Annotated in this window: 22 protein-coding genes; 16 read left to right on the top strand and 6 right to left on the bottom strand. The window is 38.1% G+C overall.

The genetic code is table 11. The annotated features are described in order from the left end of the window. The first annotated feature begins 57 nt into the window (after positions 1–57). The 8 genes from FIU87_RS11650 to FIU87_RS11615 all read left to right on the top strand — a co-directional run bounded on the left by FIU87_RS11650 (position 58) and on the right by FIU87_RS11615 (position 8,313). Entirely contained in the window at positions 58–2,640 is a 2,583-nt protein-coding gene (locus FIU87_RS11650; RefSeq protein WP_172971042.1) for an exonuclease domain-containing protein, read from the top strand. A 193-nt stretch (positions 2,641–2,833) separates the two neighbouring features. Beyond that, positions 2,834–3,004, top strand: coding sequence for a YpmA family protein (locus tag FIU87_RS11645; RefSeq protein ID WP_152444756.1), 171 nt, complete (start codon positions 2,834–2,836; stop codon positions 3,002–3,004). A gap of 11 nt (positions 3,005–3,015) precedes the next feature. After that, positions 3,016–3,489: a cell wall elongation regulator TseB-like domain-containing protein gene (locus tag FIU87_RS11640; RefSeq protein WP_152444755.1), complete on the top strand. Its 474-nt coding sequence runs from the start codon at positions 3,016–3,018 to the stop codon at positions 3,487–3,489. Positions 3,490–3,509: 20 nt separating this feature from the next. Continuing rightward, positions 3,510–4,697, top strand: a complete 1,188-nt coding sequence (locus FIU87_RS11635) for a pyridoxal phosphate-dependent aminotransferase (RefSeq protein WP_152444754.1) — start codon at positions 3,510–3,512, stop codon at positions 4,695–4,697. Between the two features lie 149 nt (positions 4,698–4,846). Beyond that, positions 4,847–6,139, top strand: coding sequence for an asparagine--tRNA ligase (asnS, locus tag FIU87_RS11630; RefSeq protein WP_152444753.1), 1,293 nt, complete (start codon positions 4,847–4,849; stop codon positions 6,137–6,139). Positions 6,140–6,435: 296 nt separating this feature from the next. Beyond that, positions 6,436–7,140 carry a DnaD domain-containing protein gene (locus tag FIU87_RS11625; protein WP_152444752.1) on the top strand — a complete coding sequence of 235 codons (705 nt, stop codon included), beginning with the start codon at positions 6,436–6,438 and terminating at the stop codon, positions 7,138–7,140. A 15-nt stretch (positions 7,141–7,155) separates the two neighbouring features. Beyond that, positions 7,156–7,809, top strand: coding sequence for an endonuclease III (gene nth / locus FIU87_RS11620; protein WP_152444751.1), 654 nt, complete (start codon positions 7,156–7,158; stop codon positions 7,807–7,809). Beyond that, positions 7,810–8,313, top strand: a complete 504-nt coding sequence (locus tag FIU87_RS11615; protein ID WP_152444750.1) for a YpoC family protein — start codon at positions 7,810–7,812, stop codon at positions 8,311–8,313. A gap of 39 nt (positions 8,314–8,352) precedes the next feature. Here the strand turns inward: FIU87_RS11615 and FIU87_RS11610 are convergent, their stop codons facing one another. Further along, positions 8,353–11,034: a penicillin-binding protein 1A gene (locus FIU87_RS11610; RefSeq protein WP_152444749.1), complete on the bottom strand. Its 2,682-nt coding sequence runs from the start codon at positions 11,032–11,034 to the stop codon at positions 8,353–8,355. Between the two features lie 40 nt (positions 11,035–11,074). After that, positions 11,075–11,671 (bottom strand): Holliday junction resolvase RecU, encoded by a 597-nt coding sequence (gene recU / locus FIU87_RS11605; protein ID WP_152444748.1) that lies wholly within the window; start codon positions 11,669–11,671, stop codon positions 11,075–11,077. 76 nt (positions 11,672–11,747) lie between these two features. Between recU and FIU87_RS11600 the strand changes: the two genes are divergently transcribed. Beyond that, positions 11,748–12,755: a DUF2515 family protein gene (locus FIU87_RS11600; protein WP_152444747.1), complete on the top strand. Its 1,008-nt coding sequence runs from the start codon at positions 11,748–11,750 to the stop codon at positions 12,753–12,755. Positions 12,756–13,068: 313 nt separating this feature from the next. On the opposite strand, the gene FIU87_RS21235 is transcribed toward FIU87_RS11600, so the two are convergent. Continuing rightward, complete coding sequence (locus FIU87_RS21235) at positions 13,069–13,209, bottom strand: hypothetical protein (protein ID WP_216647582.1); 141 nt, start codon at positions 13,207–13,209, stop codon at positions 13,069–13,071. A gap of 167 nt (positions 13,210–13,376) precedes the next feature. On the opposite strand from FIU87_RS21235, the gene FIU87_RS11595 reads away from it, so the two are divergent. Both FIU87_RS11595 and FIU87_RS11590 read left to right on the top strand, forming a co-directional pair. Beyond that, positions 13,377–13,634, top strand: a complete 258-nt coding sequence (locus FIU87_RS11595) for a hypothetical protein (protein ID WP_152444746.1) — start codon at positions 13,377–13,379, stop codon at positions 13,632–13,634. Positions 13,635–13,667: 33 nt separating this feature from the next. Beyond that, positions 13,668–14,033, top strand: coding sequence for a YppE family protein (locus FIU87_RS11590; RefSeq protein WP_172971041.1), 366 nt, complete (start codon positions 13,668–13,670; stop codon positions 14,031–14,033). 30 nt (positions 14,034–14,063) lie between these two features. On the opposite strand, the gene yppF is transcribed toward FIU87_RS11590, so the two are convergent. Further along, the gene (gene yppF, locus FIU87_RS11585; protein WP_152446523.1) at positions 14,064–14,267 is read right to left on the bottom strand and encodes a YppF family protein; all 204 of its coding nucleotides are present in this window, start codon (positions 14,265–14,267) and stop codon (positions 14,064–14,066) included. Between the two features lie 306 nt (positions 14,268–14,573). Between yppF and FIU87_RS11580 the strand changes: the two genes are divergently transcribed. After that, positions 14,574–15,152 (top strand): YppG family protein, encoded by a 579-nt coding sequence (locus FIU87_RS11580; RefSeq protein WP_253905400.1) that lies wholly within the window; start codon positions 14,574–14,576, stop codon positions 15,150–15,152. Positions 15,153–15,225: 73 nt separating this feature from the next. On the opposite strand, the gene FIU87_RS11575 is transcribed toward FIU87_RS11580, so the two are convergent. After that, entirely contained in the window at positions 15,226–15,411 is a 186-nt protein-coding gene (locus FIU87_RS11575) for a hypothetical protein (protein ID WP_152444744.1), read from the bottom strand. 387 nt (positions 15,412–15,798) lie between these two features. After that, positions 15,799–16,266, bottom strand: coding sequence for an Hsp20/alpha crystallin family protein (locus FIU87_RS11570; protein ID WP_172971040.1), 468 nt, complete (start codon positions 16,264–16,266; stop codon positions 15,799–15,801). Positions 16,267–16,527: 261 nt separating this feature from the next. Here FIU87_RS11570 and FIU87_RS11565 point away from each other — a divergent pair, with 261 nt between their 5' ends. The 4 genes from FIU87_RS11565 (at position 16,528) to FIU87_RS11550 (ending at position 21,546) form a co-directional block, all read left to right on the top strand. Continuing rightward, positions 16,528–16,740, top strand: coding sequence for a cold-shock protein (locus FIU87_RS11565; RefSeq protein ID WP_152444742.1), 213 nt, complete (start codon positions 16,528–16,530; stop codon positions 16,738–16,740). Between the two features lie 550 nt (positions 16,741–17,290). Next, positions 17,291–19,576 carry a DEAD/DEAH box helicase gene (locus tag FIU87_RS11560; RefSeq protein ID WP_152444741.1) on the top strand — a complete coding sequence of 762 codons (2,286 nt, stop codon included), beginning with the start codon at positions 17,291–17,293 and terminating at the stop codon, positions 19,574–19,576. Further along, positions 19,573–20,805, top strand: coding sequence for a ribonuclease H-like domain-containing protein (locus FIU87_RS11555; RefSeq protein WP_152444740.1), 1,233 nt, complete (start codon positions 19,573–19,575; stop codon positions 20,803–20,805). Before FIU87_RS11560 ends, FIU87_RS11555 begins: the two co-directional genes overlap by 4 nt. Positions 20,806–21,138: 333 nt before the next feature. Beyond that, on the top strand, positions 21,139–21,546 hold the full coding sequence (locus tag FIU87_RS11550; RefSeq protein WP_152444739.1) for a spore coat protein: 408 nt from the start codon (positions 21,139–21,141) through the stop codon (positions 21,544–21,546). Positions 21,547–21,548: the final 2 nt, after the last annotated feature.

The raw sequence follows: 21,548 nt of genomic DNA, 5'->3' as shown, positions 1-21,548 counted from the left end.
CAAAGTAGGTTGTGATACCTTAGTATAAGCTACAAAGAAATAATGAGGTGGAGCTTCATGAAGCAGCGATTTGTTGTATTAGATTTGGAAACCACAGGTAATTCTCCGAAAAAAAATGATAAAATTATACAAATTGGCGCTGTTTTAATTGAAGGTGGGGAAATTATTGAGCGTTTATCTAGTTTTATTAACCCTGGATGTACCATTCCTCCATTTATAGAGCAATTAACAAATATAAACCAGGAGATGGTAAATCAGGCTCCATCCTTTCATGAAATTGCCCCTTTAGTTTGGGAAATGCTTGATGGAGCGTCACTTGTTGCACATAACGTTCCTTTTGACTTATCCTTTCTTCAAGCAGAACTTGTCTCCAACGGCTACCCAGCCTTTAAAGGAAATACATATGATACGGTAGAATTGGCGCGAATTCTTCTACCGACACAAAAGCGCTACAAACTCTCGGACTTATCAAGCTTTTTTCAATTAAAGCATTCTAGCCCTCATCGTGCAGATAGTGATGCAGAGGCTACTGCACACATTTTTCTGAAGCTGATTGATAAGATTAACGTATTGCCGAAAAAAACGGTATCTCAACTGCACACTCTGTTATACAGTATGAAAAGTGATATATATTTATTGTTTCAAGAAGACAATAATAATTCTATAGAAGGAGATTTTCTTTCTTACAAAGGAAAAATCCTTGTAAAAAAGACTTCCTCTTCACAAAAAAGACAGACCTTTGAAAATGAAGAAAACATAAGCGAAACCGAAGTATTAGATGATCAATTACATGCATGCATAGAAGAGGTGAAAAGCTTATTAGAATCTCGTCAGCACGGCGTTATTGAGCTCTCACCTAAACAAAACACATGGACTGCCTATTGCCAAGGTGCATTAAGCTTTGCTTTACAAAGTGGGAAAAAAGTAGTGATTAGTTCCTCTACAGCCGCTGCTTGCAAAACATTAGCGAAAAGTCTACGAAACAAAGTGGCAGTTCATGCAGATACTTTTGCAGAAATTAATGAAGCACATCAGTATTTATCCTTGCCAAGATTTTTAAAATTGATGAACGAGCAAGAGGATAGTTATGATGCAGTACTTACGAAAGCCCAAATACTTGTTTGGCTCACAGAAACTGAAACAGGAGACCTTCAAGAACTATCCTTGTCCTCAGGAGGAAAACTCATTTGGGATTCGATTAATTGCACATTAGAAGGAGAATCAGAGGCAGAGGTGAACGATTTAGAATTTTGCTATTATAAAAAAGCAAAAGCTCATTCTCAATCCGCAAAAATCGTTCTAACCACACACTCCTTTTTGGCACAGGAAATAAACGAAAGAGATTTATTTTTAGGCGTTGACCACTTTCTTGTGGATCAGGCACATGCCTTTCATCAGCACGTTAGCAGATTTCTTGGAAAAGAAGTAAGCTACCTTGATCTTTATTTTGCGCTTACTAAATTCCCAGATGGCATGGCCGTTGCCGAGGCAAAAGAGGAATTAGATGAGGTCTTCCGGCTAATTAGAAGCTACACCCTTTCTAGATCCAATAAGAACAGGCCAAAAGCTTATTATTCGTATTCTGTTCGAAATGAAAATAATCCAAGTTGGTTTGCCGTCCTTGAATCAGGACAAAGGCTGATAATGAAATTAACAGATGTGGTGCATCTTTATCAGAACTCCTATTCTGAGGAAGCCTATGTATTGATGAATTGGAGGGATACCTTCTATTCACTTCTCTATGAAGAAAATACAGACAAGCATGCATGGTTTGATGTATACACAAAAGGTGCAAGAAACTCTGTGACGATTTACGAGCGTCCGCTTGGAATAGGGGAGTTTTTGGCGGAGAAATTTTATCAACAAGCTGCAAGTGTGGTATTTATTTCACCAGCAATGAGTGTAGATGACGATTTTTCCTTTATGGTAGAGGAGCTCGGGTTAACTGATTTTTATCCAAAAGAGGTGCAGCATCCTGCAACTAATGACCTTATTGACATTTACATTCCAACTGATATGCCTATTTTATCTAAAGACAAAAATGATCAATATATTCAAACCTCAGCCCATCAAATACTGGAATTATTAAATAATATAGGAGGAAGGGTGCTCGTTTGTTTTTCCTCCACAGAAATGCTAAACAATGTTTATCAAGAGTTAAGGTCGCTTCCTGATACGGAAAATACCATGATTATTAGCCAAAACAATGTAAATGGAAGCAAGCAAAAAGTGTGGAAAACAGCGGCAAGCTTTGAAGAAGCCATTATTCTTGTTACAAACAGTTTTTTAGAGGCCTCTCCACACCTAGAAGAACAAGTAGATACGCTTGTTATAATGCGTCTTCCGTTTACGGCATTAGAAGATCCTATAATGGTCGCGAAAATGCAACTTGCTGAAAATCAGGGAAAAAATTCATTTGCCGCTGTTTCCTTACCGATTGCTGTACTCCGATTCAAGCGGATGATTTTTTCCTTTTTAGAAGGCAAAGTAGGAAAAAACATTTATATTTTCGACAGAAGAATTGTGGAAAAACGGTATGGAGTCAGTTTTATGCACGCAATCCCAAATTATATTGTAAGAAAGGGTAACTTTTATTCCTTCATAGCAAATTGGAGAAAAAAAAAGGGTGAGTCTTCCTAAAAAGAAGATTCACCATCAAGTTTGGTGTGGGATAGAAGTAAATTTTATACTTTCACGTACATCGTTGTACGAAACTGAACAATTATTGTTATAATGTGTTTGAACACTATAGATGATTCAGTAATAGTATTTTAACCATCAGGAGCCATCTATATGAGTAACAAAAATTGTTTGAACGCAGGAGGATTTTGGGATGGAAAGCAAAATAGAGGTACTTTCAACCGTTACAGTGGAAAATTCACCAGATCTATACAAAGTAGTAGACACACTGAACAGAACGTTAAAAAGAGAAAATTTGATGTTTGGACTTGCCCTTGATCAAAACGATCAAAATAAAGCAATTTTAACAATATATCGTACATAAAGAGTGATGAAATGAAAAATTGGATTATTATCAGTAGTATCTGCATCGTTATTCTTTTGATTTGGCAATTTTCTTCCGTTTATTTTACTGCCATGTCTCCAATCAAAGAAGCAAAAGAAAAGGCGGAGAAAATAGCTATGCAGGAAGCGAATTTGCAATCAGTGGAAGAAATATCGACATATAATGGAACAAAAGCATACACCATTATACAAGGCACCAACAGCGATGGAGAGAGCGTTATAGTATGGGTAAATGATAAGCAGAAAGTCGTTCATGCTGCGTTAGAGAAAAATGGTATTGCAAAAGAAGAGGTATTAAACTATCTCGAAACAGACAGAGATCCACAAGAAATAATTTCCATTACATTGGCGATGGAGAAGAATACGCCATTGTGGGAGATAAAATTTAAGGATACACAAAACCAATATAACCTTTACTATATTAAGTATGAAAATGGAGAATATTTTCAACGCATTATTTTTTAATGGTAGCAGGAGGAAAAACAATGAAATTAGCCAAAAGAGTATCAACTTTATCACCATCCACCACATTGGAAATTACAGCTAAAGCAAAAGAATTAAAGGATGCAGGACATGATGTTATCGGCTTAGGTGCTGGAGAACCTGACTTTAATACACCCGCACATATTCTACATGCTGCAAAGGAAGCAATGGAGAAAGGATACACAAAGTACACTCCATCTGGCGGGCTTCCTGCATTAAAGAAGGAAATCATGAAAAAGCTTGAAACAGATCAAGGAATTTCCTATAAGCCAAATGAGGTTATCGTATGCATTGGGGCCAAACATGCACTGTATACCTTATTTCAAGTGCTATTGGATGAAGGCGATGAGGTCATCATTCCCACACCATATTGGGTAAGCTATCCTGAGCAAGTTAAGCTTGCTGAAGGAACACCTGTTTATGTAGAAGGGAAAGAGACAAATCATTTTAAAATAACCCCAGAACAATTGAAGCAAACGATCACATCCAAAACAAAAGCACTGATTTTAAACTCACCAAGTAATCCTACTGGAATGATTTATACAAGAGATGAACTAGAGGAAATCGGAAAAGTTTGCTTAGAGCATGATATCCTAATTGTATCAGACGAAATTTATGAAAAGCTACTTTATGATGGAAACAAGCATGTGTCGATTGCGGAACTTTCTCCTGAGTTAAAGGAACAAACCATCATCATTAATGGAGTTTCAAAATCACATTCCATGACAGGATGGAGAATTGGTTATGCGGTTGGGAACCAAAAAATTATTAGTGCGATGACGAATCTTGCTAGTCATAGTACCTCCAACCCAACTTCCATCTCCCAATATGCGACCATTGCAGCATATCAAGGACCACAAGACGATGTAGAAATGATGAGACAAGCGTTTGAAGAACGATTAAATATCATCTTTGAAAAGCTAAATCGTATCCCTGGTTTCCGTTGCTTAAAGCCTCAAGGTGCCTTCTATCTTTTCCCTAAAGCGATAGAAGCAGCAAAAATGGCTGGCTTCCAAGATGTTGACAGCTTTGTAAAAGCGTTACTGGAAGAAGAAAAAGTGGCACTTGTTCCTGGTTCCGGCTTTGGTGCAAATGACTATGTTAGACTGTCCTATGCAACGAGTTTAGATTTACTTGAAAAAGCAGTTGATCGCATTCAAAATTATATGGCTAAAGTAGTTACCAAATAATATAACAATTGCCCTTGTGATAGGCACAAGGGCAATTCTATCTTTAGAAAAGTGTTTGCTTACCATTAATCAGGCTTGTATAATAGTTGTTATGTACATAAGATGGTGTCTTATATAACGATTAGAATAATGTTGGAGGGAATAAAGTAGTGAAAACAACGATTTCAGAAGTACATAAATTTGTTGGCGAGCACGTGACCATTGGTGCATGGATTGCTAACAAACGTTCAAGTGGAAAGATAGCCTTTTTACAATTACGTGATGGCTCAGGTTTTATTCAAGGGGTAGTGGTGAAGGCTGAAGTGGATGAAGCTGTGTTTCAAGCAGCGAAAGCAGTCACACAAGAAACATCTGTTTATGTAACAGGTGTGGTACGTGAGGATGAAAGATCACCTTTTGGGTACGAATTAGGTGTAACAGGACTGGAAATCATTCATGAAGCAGTGGAATATCCAATCACACCAAAGAACCATGGTACAGAATTCTTAATGGATAACAGACATTTATGGTTACGATCCAAGAAGCAACATGCTATCATGAAAATTAGAAATGAAGTAATTCGAGCAACTTACGAATACTTTAATGAAAATGGTTTCTCAAAGGTGGATCCTCCAATTTTAACAGGAAGTGCGCCTGAAGGTACTTCTGAGCTTTTTGCAACTAAATACTTTGATGAAGATGCCTATCTTTCTCAAAGCGGACAGCTTTACATGGAAGCCGCTGCGATGGCATTAGGAAAAGTTTTTTCTTTTGGTCCAACTTTCCGTGCCGAAAAGTCTAAAACAAGAAGGCATTTAATTGAATTTTGGATGATTGAGCCGGAGATGGCTTTTTATGAATTTGAAGACAACTTAGTGGTTCAAGAAGAATATGTTTCATACATTGTGCAATCCGTATTGAAGAACTGTAAATTAGAATTAGGAATTCTAGAGCGAGATGTAGCAAAGCTTGAAAAAATTCAAGCACCATTCCCTAGAATTAGCTACGATGATGCCATTACATTCCTAAAAGAAAAAGGCTTTGATGACATTGAGTGGGGAGATGATTTTGGTGCTCCTCATGAAACAGCTATTGCAGAAAGCTTTGATAAGCCTGTGTTCATAACACATTATCCAGTTGGAATTAAGCCGTTTTATATGCAGCCTCACCCAGAACGCGATGATGTAGTGCTTTGTGCTGACCTTATCGCTCCAGAGGGCTATGGTGAAATTATTGGTGGTTCTGAGCGTATTCACGACTATAAACTCTTGGAAGAACGTCTAAAAGAACACAATCTTGACCCAGAAAGCTATGGTTGGTACTTAGAGCTTCGCCGTTATGGCTCTGTCCCACATTCTGGCTTTGGATTAGGCCTGGAAAGAACAGTGGCATGGATTAGTGGAATTGAGCATGTTCGAGAAGCCATTCCATTCCCAAGATTATTAAATCGCTTATATCCTTAATTTTAAGGCTATGTTAAAGAAGAATGTTGATAAATAGATGTTTCTAGCTCTTGATTGTAGCAAAGGTGGAGACTCCTGCGGGAATGAAGCGATTGACTGGAGACCCTACAGGCGTAGCTGAGGAGGCTTACAAATGGCCCCGCGGACGCGAGCCATTTGCGGAAATCAACAGCGGTGTAAAACAGGGCTAATTTTAAAATAAAGTCACCCGCAAGAAAGAAGCGGGTGGCTATTTTCATGGTCTCTGATGTAGAAACAAGATAAATCTGATATACTGATGTATGAGGTGTCTCACAATGAAAAAAGAGCAATTTTTGCAATTTATGGAACAAGGCAATTTATCGATTCCAAAATATTTATTAACGAACTATGTAAAATTAGGTTTAAATGAAAAAGAGTTTCTTCTCTTATTACATGTCCATTCCTTTGTGGAACAAGGCATCATTTTTCCAACACCTGCAGAAATTGCAGAGAGAATGACCATTGAACCAACAGAGTGCATGGATATACTCCGCCATTTGCTACAAAAAGGATATGTTTCCATCAGTGATGAAATTGATGAGTACTCCATTAAATATGAAAGATACTCCTTGCAACCCTTATGGGAAAAAATGATTTCATTCATGATGAATGAGTCAAAGCATACAACTGAACAATCCCAAGCTAATCAAGAATCCAGCCTCTATTCTGTATTTGAACAGGAATTTGGACGACCACTGTCTCCATTCGAATGTGAAACATTAGGCATGTGGATGGATCAAGACCACCATGATCCAACCATCATAAAAGCTGCATTAAGAGAAGCAGTCATTTCGGGAAAACTTAATTTCCGCTATATTGACCGCATCTTATTTGAATGGAAAAAGAATGGAATAAAGACCATTAATCAAGCTGATGAATATGGAAAAAGATTTAGAAAAAATCAACAAAAACAAGCTCCACAAGCTTCACAAAGTAAAACAAGGAATAATACGGTACCATTTTATAACTGGTTAGATTAGAGGTGAGAGTGTAGTATGTTAAATTTGAATCAAATTCGAGAGGTCCTTGATACGATGGGGGATATGTTTCCAGATGCTCATTGTGAGTTAAATCATAAAAACCCCTTTGAGTTAGTTATAGCGGTTGCTCTATCTGCCCAATGTACCGATGCACTTGTAAATAAAGTAACCAAAAACCTCTTTGAAAAATACAAAACCCCACATGACTATCTAGCTGTACCCCTTGAGGAGCTGCAGCAAGATATTCGCTCTATTGGCCTATATCGAAATAAAGCGAAAAATATCCGTAGCTTATGTCAACTATTGCTCGATGATTATGAAGGAGAAGTACCAACAGAACGTGATGAACTTGTTAAGCTTCCGGGAGTAGGGAGAAAAACGGCCAATGTGGTCGTATCCGTAGCATTTGGCGTACCTGCAATTGCTGTCGATACCCATGTGGAAAGAGTTAGCAAACGGCTGGGTATCTGTAAGTGGAAGGACAGCGTCTTAGAAGTGGAGAAAACCTTAATGAGAAAAATACCTAAGGAAGAATGGTCCGAAACTCATCATCGGCTTATTTTTTTTGGTAGATATCATTGCAAGGCACAAAACCCGCAATGTGATAGTTGTCCTCTTTTAGAAATGTGTAGAGAAGGGAAAAAGCGAATGAAAAAGAGGGTGGGATAAATGAGGGTACCTGAAGCTTTTTGGCATCCTTACTTTTATTCAGAAGGGGATAGTCTCCATAGCAAATCTTTTTCATCAGAAGATATCATAGAAGTCCCATTTAAATTCGATATCGCATATTATTTAGGTGCAGCACCTGATAATCTTCCGTGGGAAAGTTTAACTGATAGCATTCCATTATTGATAGTAAGTTGGAAAGCCCAGATGAGGATTTTGACAGAGCTTCATGAAAAACGAAGTCGTCAACAGGCAAGGCAATACATAATACCTTCAATCTCCTGGTACTTACAAATGTTATTTTGGATAAATGATCAACCTGTTAGAGGGTTAACTAACTGGAAGGTAGATTGTGATGCTCTAAAGTGGAAGCCTGTAAATGTGGTAGAAAGAGTAGATTTTGCTCTAAAAAAACCAAATCTTTATCACTCCTTCATACAGCTTCAACAGCTCTTTAATGAAACAGAAAAAATATTTTACAAAAAACAAGCCTTAAAAATCAAATAAAAAGGACTGCATGCTAACTTGCATGCAGTCCTTTTATCATTAGTCTTCATCTTCTCTATCACGTTGACCACGGTTGGAGTTAGTTCCTTCTCCATCACCATCCCCAGGTGGTTCTTCACCATCCCCAGGTGGTTCCTCGCCATCCCCAGGTGGCTCCTCGCCATCTCCAGGCGGTTCTTCACCGTCTCCAGGTGGTTCCTCGCCATCCCCAGGTGGCTCCTCGCCATCCCCTGGCGGTTCTTCGCCATCTTCAGGTGGCTCTTCGCCATCTCCTGGTGGAGAAGGAAGTTCAGGGATGATGCTCTCATCTTCTTCCTTTACTGGTGTGGTCACAGATTTAGTAACTGGATCACTTTTGTTTTCTGCGTTTTCATCCTCTACAGCAATTACTTCAAACGTATACTTAGTACCTGGCTCTGGATTTTCGACCACCAGTCCCAAATCCTTTGTTTCGGTCAATGGTTGAGAGGATTCTTCATTCACTGCTACATTCACTACGAATGTAACGCCATCTTTTCTGTCTTCAGGGTATTCCCAATTCAAGTTGATAACATTTGCTTCTTCATCGTACGTCGCTTTTAAGTTAGCAGGGGAAGGGAGTTTATCATATTCCTTGGAAACTTCCTTCGGTTCTGTACCTTTAATAAAGTACTCATTTGTAATCTGTTCCTTTGGTGTAAACTCACTTGCTTTTAAAGGTGGATTGGTTCCTTTTTCAATAGGTACGCGCACTACACTGTTTGGAACAGGGAAGTCTGCTTTATCTTCTTCAGAAGTTGAAATACTCTCTATGAGACTCTTGAAGATTTCTCTTGATAAATATTGATCACTGTTTGTTCCGTCAATGGGTCTTAAATAGTTGTTTTCGCCCGTTCTTTTGAACCCAGTCCAAACTGCTGCAGTATAGGTAGGGGTATAACCGGCAAACCACGTGCTTGGAACACCGCCCTTTGGAATTCCAAATTCCTCAATAGTTTCAGAACTGAAGTTAGTTGTTCCTGATTTACCTGCAATATTTAGTCCTGGAACATGAGCACGATTTGCTAAACCACTACGTACAGAGGTTTTTAGCATATCTGTAATCATAAAAGCAGTAGAATCCTTCATAACAACCTCGGACTCTTTATTTAAATCAACACTTGAGCCATCCTGAAACACAACTTTTGTAACGGCATAAGGCTCTGTATAGGTTCCGCCACTTCCAAAGGAACTATAAGCTCCAGCCATTTGAAGAGGGGATATCCCATTGTTAAATCCACCGATAGAATAGGCTTCTACAATTTCTTCCTCCAAAGGTATCCCAAGATTAACTGCGAAATCACGGGCCTTGTCAAGACCAACCTCTTGCAGTGCTTTCAGTGCAGGAATGTTCCTTGAATCAGCCAAGTGCTGTCTTATGCTTAAATAACCTTTATGTTTGTTATCCCAGTTGTTTATTGGGTCACCATTCGTGTATTGATAAGGTTCATCATTAATCTGATGATACGTTGACCAATCTAGATATTCAATGGCTGGTGCATAATCAAGAATAGGTTTAATAGCAGAAGCAGGCTGTGCACGTAATTCAGTTGCATAGTTTGTTCCTGTTTTCATATGATTTCTGCCGCCACCAATGGCACGTATTTCACCTGTTTGTGTATCAAGCAAGGAAATACCAACCTGGTAATCCTCATTATCTGGATGCGGAATTCCACTTTCATCAGAAAGAAGATACTCTACTTGCTCTTGAGCCTTTATATCAAGTGTTGTGTAAATCTCTAAGCCATCTGTTTGTGGATCAACATCACCTAATTGTTCTGTAATTTCTTCAATAACTCGGTCTACAAACGCATTATACTTATTAGAGTAATTTGTTCTTTCGGCATCCTCTGAAAGAGTGGAATCCACAGTTACTGCTTTTGCTTCATCGGCTTCCTCTTGTGAGATTTTCCCGTGCTGAACCATTAGACTTAGGACAATATTGCGTCGTTTTTCTGCGTTTTCTGGGTTTGTTATTGGGTTATATCGATTAGGACTTTGTGGAAGTCCTGCAAGCATGGCTGCTTCATGTAATTCTAACTCATCTAAAGACTTTCCATAATAGTTCTTCGCTGCATTGGAAATGCCATAAGCATAATTTGAAAAATAAATGCGGTTAAGATACATCTCAAGAATCTCATCTTTCGTAAAACGAGATTCTAATTGATAGGCAAGGTAAAACTCTTGCGCTTTTCTTTTTAACGTTTTATCAGGAGATAAAAAGGATAGCTTCACAAGCTGTTGCGTAATGGTACTACCACCTTCAGAACCGAAGCCTCGCGTAACATTTGCTAGTGCTGCTCCAGCAAGACGACGGTAATCTACTCCATTATGCTCATAAAACCTAACATCCTCTGTAGCTAAAAATGCGTTTTTCACGAGATCTGGTATGTCATCAGCATCCACATATTCTCTTGCTTGTTGTCCGCCAATTTCCGCTGCAAGCTCTCCATTCATGTCGTACACTTTGGAGGGAACGGGTACCTTAAGTAAGGTTTCATCTAAAGGAGGGGTGCTGCTGACGTAATAAGCAAAAGTTCCAATACCGGTAAGTAAACCTACTATTCCAACAATTAGTGCAGCCAAAAACACTTTTTTAAATGTCGCTTTTTTAGATGTTTTCTTTTTTGTTCCTTTTCCAAGGTTTTTTTCATCTTGCATTGCTTTTCTTCTTTGTTCTCGTGTTTGATACTTATCAGACATGTATTTGACCTGCCTTTCTTTCCTCATACCTTAATCTGTCTTAAAAATGTTGGTCAATAACTTTGAGGTAGTCTAGTCTTGGCTGATAACCGATTGGAATAAGGTATCCATCCGCTTCAATTTCAGCCTTTGCTATTGATTTTCTTAGCCCAGCCTGCATTCTTTCCCAATAGATGAATAGCTTTTCTGCTGGGAGCAAATATACCTCATTAAAAGAACTGAACATTAATATGACGAAACAAATCCCATTTTGTTTCACAACTTGCTTCATATGATGAATTTGGTGCTCATGAAAGTTTTGCAGTGGGAAGGAGGTTTTGTTTTTCGTTTCCTTTGCTTCAAAATCAAGATATCGTCCTTTATATACCCCGTTAAAGTCGGTTGTAGAGGCTTGTTTAAAATAAGCTTCCTTAATCACAGCAGCACTTCGCTTAGGGTAATGTACATCAACAATTTGGATGGGAGTAGGTTTTTTATGAACCACAGCTATATCCTGATGTAAATAATAAACGTTTGTCTCTTGTAAGTCTTCTTCTAGACTCATTCCGCGATTTCCATATAGCGTGGTGGATGTTTTTGTGGTTTTGACCGCGCCTTTGTCATGATAAATTTTTCCGTTTGGATATCTAATAGTCATAAATTTCCCCCTCTAAACCAAAACTAACCTAAAAAAAGAAAAAAACGACAAAATATTTAAATGGAGGACTTTTCCCTTGAAAGACATTTATAAAAAGATTGCACAGGATAGAAAATTGTTAAAGTACTCCATTCAAGAAGATAAGTTTATCACTACCATAAAAAAAAATACAGCAAAATACAATGCTGACAACATTTCCAGAACAAAAGCATATATGACATTTTACGAAAGAAATCCCGAGATTAGGTGGTCATTTCTAGCAAGTATGGTTTCAAGAAATGCAGGTTGGAGCATGACAGATCTTGAAGGTAGATGGTTTAAGTTAGCTCTTGGATGGCAGCAACGGTTTTCCTTCTTCTTAACCTATGAACTTGCAAACTGGCTTATTTTCCGTGACGCATTTCCTCAATTAAAGGTTTATGAATTGTCTCTTCATTATAACAAACCACTCTTTCATTTGTTGCAGGCTTTCGATGTGTCATGCTTTATGGAAGCGGAATGGAAGGCTTTTTGGGAAAGGAGAGATAAGGAGAGGTTGGTTAGTTCATTAATAATAAACGAGCAAAATCTTATTCAAGAACCTGTACTGAGAAATCACTATTTGAAAAAAAATGTATTTGGCAGTGGATCGTATTTTTTTCAAGATATCGGTCATTTTAGCAGTGTTGTTTTCCCAACGTTAGAAGGGAAGTTGTATGGATATTCCGTTCATGGGTTTCAAAAGCTGAAAAATAGAATCTTGCTTGGCAGAAAGCTTGCTCATCTTTTATTTCATCCTTCTTTGTATGAAAAGTTTCACCTATTTTCTTTGAATACAGAGCATACAGGAGCAAGATTTGATTATGAACAATATTTTTCAGAACGTTTATCTAGAGAGACGCCAATTTTAAGAGCGATCTATCCGGTTGTAAAGCATCCTCATAAAGGAGACTCTAATGATTGGATTTTTAAGAATAGAAAATATCTCCCATCTTGGAGAAAGCCACTATCACCAAAAGAACAGCATTACGAAGAACTGACCAAATGGTTCATACATAAACAACATCAAATGGATGGCTTTATTGCAATCAAAAAATGGCTTTAAAAAAGGGTTAAAGAAGAATGTTGATAGTGAGTTGTTTCTAGCTGTTTTTTGCAGCAAAGGTGGGAGACTCTTATCGGGAATGTAGCGAAAGACTTGTGACCCCGCAGGGAAGCTCTGGGAGGGTTATAAATCTCTCTGTGGACGCGGAGCCAATTAGCGGAAATCGTTAGCGAAGTTTAAAAAAGAAAAAAAGAAAAGTGGCTGGGACAAAAAGTGTTTTAGCCTAAGCAGAAACCGAACTGATTGGAGTATTTGATCAAATCAGTTCGTGTTTTTAAGTTTTGTCCCAGCCTCTTCTTTAGCCTCGTTATTCTTAGGTAGAAGGACGATTTGGGCCCTTCAACTTTTTATCCTCTTGTCCAGGAGTACTTTCCACTTGGTTTTTTCTTTGCTGTTGTTGCTCCTTGCTATCATTCTTCGTCATTAATTTTCCTCCAATCATTTTATCGTTCATTGTTATTTTTTCAAAAAATGTTCTATTCATTCAGAAACATGAAAAGTTCGTGATGTCAGGTTAACACTTTCTTTGACGAATCTCTTCTAGTTTTGTCACATAGGAAGGGTGTGAGAGGTTAACGCCGAAAACATTATTACACGAATAAAATGTGGAGGGGAAAGTAAATGTCCAACATTGTTTCTAAAAGTGAAATTACTGATTTGTTTAATGAAATGATGCTGCAGATGGATGTGTTAGAGCAAACGATGGCAAATTCTCTTAAAATAGAGCGTGAAGAAATGGAAGAGGTTATGAAGCAACAAATAAGCAGACTACATTTTACTTTAGATGAAGTAGAAAAAGTAATGAAAGATCAAAGACAGGGGATACACCCTTCAAATTCGCGCATTGATTTTCAAGTGAATGCTTACTCCGTATTGTAAATTATGTTAATATGTATTGCTAGAGGTGAGAAAATGACTAGCGAGCATAATGAACTAATTTCAATAACAGAAAAGCTTTGCACGTTCATTAATAAAATAGAAATGTGCTTTGAGAAAACACAGCAAAGGAAAGAAGAGCCAGATTTTTTTGCAACAGTTAAACCTTTTGCAGACGACGTTTATCAAACCGTCAAAGCATGGGAAGATGCATCAAAAAAGTGGATTACGTCGCAAAGACCTAAAAATATTCATATACAGCAAATAGACAGTACGGTAGAAAACATAAATATGGTTTCTGTTCAATGCTTTTATCCCGACACCAAGTCGAAACGCTTCAAAGGAATGATTCAGTCCATTCATTATGTCTTAGAGGATATTTTAAACAAAGCGAAAGCCTGACATTATGTCAGGCTTTTCATTATTTTCTCTTTAAGATTTTTCTAACATATCTTCAAATGTGTTTGGTGGAACTGCACCCATGATTTCCAATTCTTGAATAAGGTGACGGAATTGATTGATCGATAACTCCCCTTGTAAATATTGCTTTCTGGCAAAATCCATCAATTCATTGTGTTCATTTGGTTCATAGCTTTTACATGCAACAAATTTTTGACGCAAGTCTTCTAGTACCATCCAAATCCCTCCCTTTGAAGTTACTTTCATGATAGCATGTATATTCAATTTTTCTTGTTTTTGAAAAAATGAAACTTCCGACAAAATGGGACATAATAGGAGGAAGTTGGAAAATGGCTTTCGCTTTTCATCTAGGCACCTTTCCCAATTTCACTTCATATGTTAAAGGTAGTAAGATAAGAGGAGGGGTATGCGATGTTTAGGAGAATGTACAGTAGACCTAGACATTTATCATATAACAGGAATTTGTCGCTATTAAGTCAGCTTCCTTTTTTAAATAATATATTTTCAAATGGAGGCAATGGCATGCAAGGAATGTTTTCTCCTAATGGAATGGGGGCGAATGTACCAAATCAACAAATGATGTTTCCGCAAGGAATGATGCCAAATATGATGAACCAGATGGGGTTTCCACAGCAGAACATGAATACGCAGGGCTTTCCATTTAATACGATGAACACAAATTGGCAAAATCCATCACAGTCCATGGGGATGGGGATGATGCAACCAAACCAATACCCACAAGGAACACCAGGTAACGGAATGATGCAACCAAACCAATACCCACAAGGAACACCAGGTAACGGAATGATGCAACCAAACCAATACCTACAAGGAACATCAGGTAACGGGATGATGCAACAGAATGGAATGCAAAATGGGTGGATGCAACCAAATCAAATGCCGTTTATGAATCCTTATCCATCTCAAGCGCAACCACCTAAAACACAAACCTCTCAAGTAAACTCATTTATGAACCAATTTAAAGGTCAAGATGGAAATGTGGATATGAAAAAAATGATGGATACGGCAGGGCAAATGATGAATACAGTGAATCAAATAAACAACATGTTTAAAGGTCTTGCATCAACATTTAAAGTTTAAAAAGGTGCCTCTAATATGGCATCTTTTTTTCTCGTAGCAAAGAAAGGGAGATGGTGTTCTCCCCTTGGATGCTTTAATTGTGATAATCTCCTTTTGGTTCTTCCTCGAAAAAATATTGATCTAATTTTTCCTCTTCTTGCTTGTTTAAGGATGAACTGTAGTAAGGGTTACCCTCTTTTTGTTCTTCATCTAACTTTGTTTTGATCACAAGTGTAGGAGAAGTAGAGGGATTAGCATAAATCTTTTTATACTTACTCATGATAAGACACCTCCTCCTTATTAATCTTTATCCTCAGAGAAAAATTATGTAATCCATATACTTCATAAAAAAGGCTAGGACAAAAGTGTTTTAGGCTAAGCAAAAACCGAACTGATTGGAGTATTTGATCTAATCAGTTCGGTTTTTTTAGTATTAAAATATTCTTTTACCTTTTAGATGACACCAGCGGTTGATTGGAGTGAAAGACGTAGACTCCTGCTTAGAGAAGTGGCCAATGTGAGACCCCACCGAAGTCGAGGAGGCTCACGGGTCACCCGCGGAAAGCGAAGTCTTGCAGGGAAATCAATAGCGGTATTCAATGCCGGCATTAATATTTTTCGTCTTTTTGTTTGTGTTTTTAAATTTTGTCCCAGCCTATTCTCGTTTCTAATCTTGAATATCGATTTGTTTTATTAGCTTTTTAGGGATCCGAATTTTTAATAAACCGTCCCGGTAATTTGCTTGCAGCGCTTGTATTTTTACATACTCAGGCAGAGGAATGGTCCTTTTCGAAATATTGCTTGTATAACTGTTACTTACATAAGAAACGGTTTCATCAATCGTTTTTACCTGTTGCTCATTTTTAACAGAAATAGTTAAATACCGATCAAAGGTTTCGATGTTTATTTGCTCTTTTGCTATACCTGGCAGTTTGCATACTACTAGAAAATCCCGATCCGTTTCTTGCGTTTCTACCGGTAGGGAGGCTTCGGAAAATGTATGACCAAAGAAATCATCCATTTGCTTTAACATACCTTTAATAGGAGAGCTGCTAAAGAATGCGTCAATCGTATTCATAATATTGTTAGGTTGGATGTCTTTTTTTTGTGGCAGCTTTTCCTTTTCATCCATCATGTATCTTACCCCTTTCATGTTCTTTATCATTAATATATTAATGAGGGTTGAAATGGGTTACTACCTAATGAATATGAATAAAACGTTGGACTTCGGCATGAATAAATTTCAAATTTGTGTTATAATAAATTGGAAGAGTTTGTATGGTAAGGATGCTTTTTTTATTTCTTTCTTATTTTTTCCTCGTAAGTTGGAATACTAAGAGTAGATAAACCGTGAGGATTAACTATGCCCCACCTCAAAAGATAGGAGAGTGGTTTGATGGCTTTTGGAAGAAGAGAAGCAGAAGAAATAGTGACAGAAGAAACGAAAGTTTGGGAATGTGCATCTGAATCTTGTAAAGGTTGGATGCGAGACAATTTCAGAAATATAGAAACGGAAAGACCTATCTGTCCTTTGTGCCAAAGTGATATGACTCAAGGAACAAAGGTATTAGCAGTAATCAATAACTATAGTATGAATCAAAAAGCATAGCTTGAAACAAAACAGCCTGGTAGCTTGTACTAGGCTGTTTTTATTATTGTTTAGGAAATTATAAAAAATATGTCTGTGGATATCTGGAACAAAAGTAGCAGCGTCCAGCTCCATGCGCCAGCGAGTAGCAAACTTCCCCGCCTCCTTACGATAAGGCAACACGAAAAAGCTTACTCTCTTCGTGTTTTCTTTATCTCATACGGCTCAGTGCCACGAAAAGTGAAGCGGCTCGTTCAGCCGCTGCAACTAGACAAAGTTTGTACGTCGCAAAGCGGGCGCATTGCGCTTTTGTTGTTTAGGATACTCATGGTAGCAGCGTCCAGCTCCATGCGCCAGCGACTAGCAAACTTCCCTCGCCTCCTTACGATAAGGCAACATCGAATCGCAGGCTCTTCGTGTTTTCTTTATCTCATACGGCTCAGTCCAGTTTGTACGTCGCAAAGCGGGCGCATTGCGCTTTTGTTCTTTTCCAACAGTATTTTTCTGATTGTCACTTTACGTTCCGAACACTTATTCGCTAAAATAGAAGGAAGATGAAGAGGTGATCGAAATGTATTGGAGAAAAACAATTTACGAAGTGATTGACTGGATGAAACAAGAAAAAGATATAGCAGATAATATCGTTCATTGGGAAACGGTGCCTCCAAAAGAAGCTCAATTTGTTCCATTTCCAAAAGAAGTGAAGGAGCCCTTGTGGAAGGCTTTAACAAAGAGGGGGGTCACTTCTCTCTACACACACCAGGCAGAGGCATTTCAAACTGCCATACAAAAGAAACACTTTGTTGCTGTCACCCCTACTGCTTCTGGTAAAACACTATGTTATAACCTACCAGTGTTACAAAAAATTGTGGAAAAACAAGAAGCTCGGGCTCTTTATATTTTTCCAACAAAAGCACTCGCTCAAGATCAAAAAAGTGAGTTAAATGAACTAATCACAATGATGGAAGTACCTATTAACAGTTATACCTATGATGGTGATACGTCACCTGGCATTAGGCAAAAGGTAAGAAAGGCTGGGCATATTGTAATTACCAATCCTGATATGCTACATTCAGCTATTCTCCCACATCATACGAAATGGGTGTCCCTATTTGAAAACCTAGAATATATCGTAATCGACGAACTCCATACATACAGAGGGGTTTTCGGTAGTCATGTGGCCAATGTCATTAGACGACTAAAAAGAATATGTAAATTTTACGGCAGTAATCCAACCTTTATTTGTACATCAGCAACAATTTCTAACCCAAAAGAACTCGCAGAAGAGCTTACAGGTGAAAGCTTCCATTTGATTAATAATAATGGTGCTCCAGCTAGCAAAAAGCATATCGTTTTTTATAATCCTCCTATCGTAAATAAACCTTTAAACATTAGAAGGAGTGCGACGTTAGAAGTGAGGAAAGTTGCAGCTGCTTTCTTAAAGGAGCGAATACAGACGATTGTCTTTGCCAAAAGCAGGGTTAGGGTTGAAATTCTCCTCACCTATTTAAAAGAATTAGTGAAAAATGAATTAGGAGAAAAATCGATTCAGGGATATCGGGGAGGATATTTACCTACTCAGAGAAGATCCATTGAAAAGGGGCTTCGAAATGGGGAGATATATGGTGTTGTAAGTACGAACGCTTTGGAGCTTGGTGTGGATATTGGTCAGCTGCAAGTGTGTATTATGACAGGCTACCCAGGAACGATAGCAAGTGCTTGGCAGCAGGCAGGTCGTGCTGGCAGAAGGCAAGGGGAAGCAGTTATTGTGATGGTTGCAAGCTCGAATCCGCTTGATCAATATATCGTCGGGCACCCAGAATTCTTTTTAAACAGCAACCCCGAATCAGCAAGAATTAATCCAAACAACCTGGTAATCTTAGTTGACCATATAAAATGTGCCGCTTATGAACTGCCTTTTAAAAAAGGAGAAACCTTTGATGGAGTGGAACTTGAAGATATTTTAGAATATTTAGCAGAAGAAAGAGTGCTTCATGAACATGCTGGGAAATGGCATTGGATGAATGACGCGTTTCCTGCTCACAACATTAGCTTACGATCTGCATCTCAGGAAAATGTCATCATCATCGACCAATCTTCAGAACCAGCAAACAAAGTAATTGGAGAAATGGATCGATTCAGCTCCATGACTCTACTTCATGATGAAGCAATTTATTTACATCAAGGCGTACAATATCAAGTGGAAAAATTAGACTGGGAAGAAAAGAAAGCCTTCGTACGAGAAGTGAATGTTGATTATTTTACTGATGCAAATCTTGCAGTATCTCTTGATGTATTAGAAATAGACAAAAGCAAGGACTATTCAGGCGGTACCATTGCATTCGGTGATGTATCAGTAAGAGCAATGGCCACTATTTTTAAAAAAATTAAGTTTGAAACTCATGAAAACATAGGCTCAGGACCCATCCATTTGCCTGAAGAGGAATTACAAACAAACGCTGCTTGGATTACTCTAGAAGAAACTGTAGTTGAAAGCTTAAATGGAGATGATTTGGAAAAAAGCTTACTTGGCATAGCCCATGCCCTAAAACACGTGGCTCCACTTTTATTAATGTGTGAACCAATGGATTTGCAAGTTGTTCCACAGGTGAAATCTACCCATGACGAAAAACCAGTTGTTTATTTTTATGACCGGTATCCTGGTGGAGTTGGTTTAAGTGAGAAGGTGTACGAGCAAATTCAAACACTATTGGAAAATGCCACAAGCTTAATTGAAGGCTGCCCATGTTATTCTGGCTGTCCTTCCTGCATTGGTGCGGACTATCCTGAGGAAAACGCTAAAAAATTGGCTCTAGCTCTTCTTAAGCAGCTAGAAATTAAGGTGAACGGTGTATGAAGATAAAGAACAAGCTGAATAGGATGAAAAAGCATTTGAATGTAGAACACGATTCCACAAGCAATTTAGTAAGTAAAAATACTATTTGTAATGAAAAGGAATGGGAGAGCTTTCAGACAAGTGTGTATCGCTTTCAGGGTGAACACTGTTTCATTAGAGAAAAAGAATATAGTTTGGATCATAAGCACGGGAAATATCAGCTTAAAGATCTTATTCCTATTATGAAATTATGGCAAAACGCGGATGTGGAGCACCCATTATCAGGAAAAGGACACCATTCTTCTGATCTTTTCTTTTTTGATACGGAAACAACTGGATTAAGCGGGGGTGTGGGGACTACTATCTTTCTTCTTGGGTATGCAAGAGTTTTTTCTGACAAAGTGGTTATTAGGCAGCACTTATTACCTGGGCCTGGAAATGAAGTGGCACTCTATCAAAGCTTTCTTGAGAATGTTAATTATAAAACACTTGTCACCTACAACGGCAAAGCGTTTGACTGGCCACAAGTGAAAACGAGACATACGCTTGTTAGAGAGCATGTACCCAAGTTACCTGCATTTGGTCATTTTGATCTGTTACATGCTTCTAGACGTCTTTGGAAATCAAAGATGGAAGCCGTGAGATTAGTGAATGTTGAAAAAGAAATACTCGAGATAGAGAGACAGGACGATATTCCGGGCTTTTTAGCTCCTATGATCTATGTTGATTTTGTGAAAACTCAGGAAATGCAAGGGATTAAAGGAGTTATGAAGCATAATGAATGGGATGTACTTACTTTAATTACCCTCTATATTCATCTTTCTAAATTGCTTTTATTAGATGGAAATGAAAGAAGTGAACTAGAAGATTTCGAAATAGGGCGGTGGTATGACACACTAGGTGAGAAAGAAGCGGCTGCCAGCATTTATGAAAATATTGTTGAATCCTCATGGAAGGCAGCCATGAAGTTAGGCTACTTAAAGAAGAAAGAACGAAGGTTTTGTGAGGCTGAACTTCTATTTAAACAAGCACTTGCAGACCCACTAAATGATTCAAAAGAAGAGGCTTGTGAAGAATTATCAAAAATCTATGAACATCAGAAAAAGAGCTATGACACTGCACTACTTTACGCAGAAAAAGCATTAAAAAACTACAACGAAAAAGCGAATCAACCGAAGCAAAAGAAAGAGAAAAAACTTGCCGATTTTATCAAAAGGATAACCCGAATACAGAAAAAATTAGACATTTGAAAAAAATTTCACATTTTGTCAGATTTTCTGCCTTAATCATATTGTCAACGTGTCTCATACCATGTAAAATTGTAAACTGAAAGTAACAAAATAGAAAATATATGGGAGAGAGCACGTTGTCAAGATTCATTTTATGTTTGTTTTTTATTGTAGTCGGTTTGACGTTATTCGGACTGTCCAATCTCAAGGAGAATATCTATACTATTTTACTATAAAAAAGCTAGGCAATTGTATATATCCTAAGAAAATAGGTGTTTGTATTAGTACATGTACCTCACTTCTTTCATAGTTTGTTAGTGTAAAGAGAAAACAATATGAAAGGAGTATGAAACTATGTACAACTGCAGACCAAATCAAATGGCACCTATCGTCCACCCAACAAAATGTTGTGTAAAAAATCTTTATTCTACTAATGAAGTACAACACATCCATCCATCGCACACAACTTATGTAAACAACCAACAATTCCAACACAAACATTATTACCCACAAACTGAGTCAATGGTTGATTCTGTATCTCACCAACACTTTAACTGCGGACCTGGTGGTCCTGGAATGGGTGCTGGCGCTCCTGGTCAAGTAATGGGCGCATCAACTGGACCTGGTCAAGTGATGGGAGCTCAAGCAAATGCACCTTATGGTCAAATGCCATCTCAAGTAATGGGAGCTCAACAAGGACCAGGAATGGGACAAATGGGACCTATGGGATATGGCGGACATTGCAAAGGTTATGGAAGATAAAT

Origin of the sequence: Bacillus sp. THAF10 (genome assembly GCF_009363695.1) — a bacterium.
Lineage (GTDB): Bacteria > Bacillota > Bacilli > Bacillales > Bacillaceae_I > Sutcliffiella_A.
This window is presented reverse-complemented; position numbering and strand designations above follow the sequence as displayed.

Bases quoted from the DNA above. Each gene is read 5' to 3' on its own strand.
- FIU87_RS11650 (WP_172971042.1), top strand. From the start codon at position 58: ATGAAGCAGCGATTTGTTGTATTAGATTTGGAAACCACAGGTAATTCT.
- FIU87_RS11645 (WP_152444756.1), top strand. From the start codon at position 2,834: ATGGAAAGCAAAATAGAGGTACTTTCAACCGTTACAGTGGAAAATTCA.
- FIU87_RS11640 (WP_152444755.1), top strand. From the start codon at position 3,016: ATGAAAAATTGGATTATTATCAGTAGTATCTGCATCGTTATTCTTTTG.
- FIU87_RS11635 (WP_152444754.1), top strand. From the start codon at position 3,510: ATGAAATTAGCCAAAAGAGTATCAACTTTATCACCATCCACCACATTG.
- FIU87_RS11625 (WP_152444752.1), top strand. From the start codon at position 6,436: ATGAAAAAAGAGCAATTTTTGCAATTTATGGAACAAGGCAATTTATCG.
- nth (WP_152444751.1), top strand. From the start codon at position 7,156: ATGTTAAATTTGAATCAAATTCGAGAGGTCCTTGATACGATGGGGGAT.
- FIU87_RS11615 (WP_152444750.1), top strand. From the start codon at position 7,810: ATGAGGGTACCTGAAGCTTTTTGGCATCCTTACTTTTATTCAGAAGGG.
- FIU87_RS11610 (WP_152444749.1), bottom strand. From the start codon at position 11,034: ATGTCTGATAAGTATCAAACACGAGAACAAAGAAGAAAAGCAATGCAA.
- recU (WP_152444748.1), bottom strand. From the start codon at position 11,671: ATGACTATTAGATATCCAAACGGAAAAATTTATCATGACAAAGGCGCG.
- FIU87_RS21235 (WP_216647582.1), bottom strand. From the start codon at position 13,209: ATGAACGATAAAATGATTGGAGGAAAATTAATGACGAAGAATGATAGC.
- FIU87_RS11595 (WP_152444746.1), top strand. From the start codon at position 13,377: ATGTCCAACATTGTTTCTAAAAGTGAAATTACTGATTTGTTTAATGAA.
- FIU87_RS11590 (WP_172971041.1), top strand. From the start codon at position 13,668: ATGACTAGCGAGCATAATGAACTAATTTCAATAACAGAAAAGCTTTGC.
- yppF (WP_152446523.1), bottom strand. From the start codon at position 14,267: ATGGTACTAGAAGACTTGCGTCAAAAATTTGTTGCATGTAAAAGCTAT.
- FIU87_RS11580 (WP_253905400.1), top strand. From the start codon at position 14,574: ATGCAAGGAATGTTTTCTCCTAATGGAATGGGGGCGAATGTACCAAAT.
- FIU87_RS11575 (WP_152444744.1), bottom strand. From the start codon at position 15,411: ATGAGTAAGTATAAAAAGATTTATGCTAATCCCTCTACTTCTCCTACA.
- FIU87_RS11570 (WP_172971040.1), bottom strand. From the start codon at position 16,266: ATGATGGATGAAAAGGAAAAGCTGCCACAAAAAAAAGACATCCAACCT.
- FIU87_RS11565 (WP_152444742.1), top strand. From the start codon at position 16,528: ATGGCTTTTGGAAGAAGAGAAGCAGAAGAAATAGTGACAGAAGAAACG.
- FIU87_RS11560 (WP_152444741.1), top strand. From the start codon at position 17,291: ATGTATTGGAGAAAAACAATTTACGAAGTGATTGACTGGATGAAACAA.
- FIU87_RS11555 (WP_152444740.1), top strand. From the start codon at position 19,573: ATGAAGATAAAGAACAAGCTGAATAGGATGAAAAAGCATTTGAATGTA.
- FIU87_RS11550 (WP_152444739.1), top strand. From the start codon at position 21,139: ATGTACAACTGCAGACCAAATCAAATGGCACCTATCGTCCACCCAACA.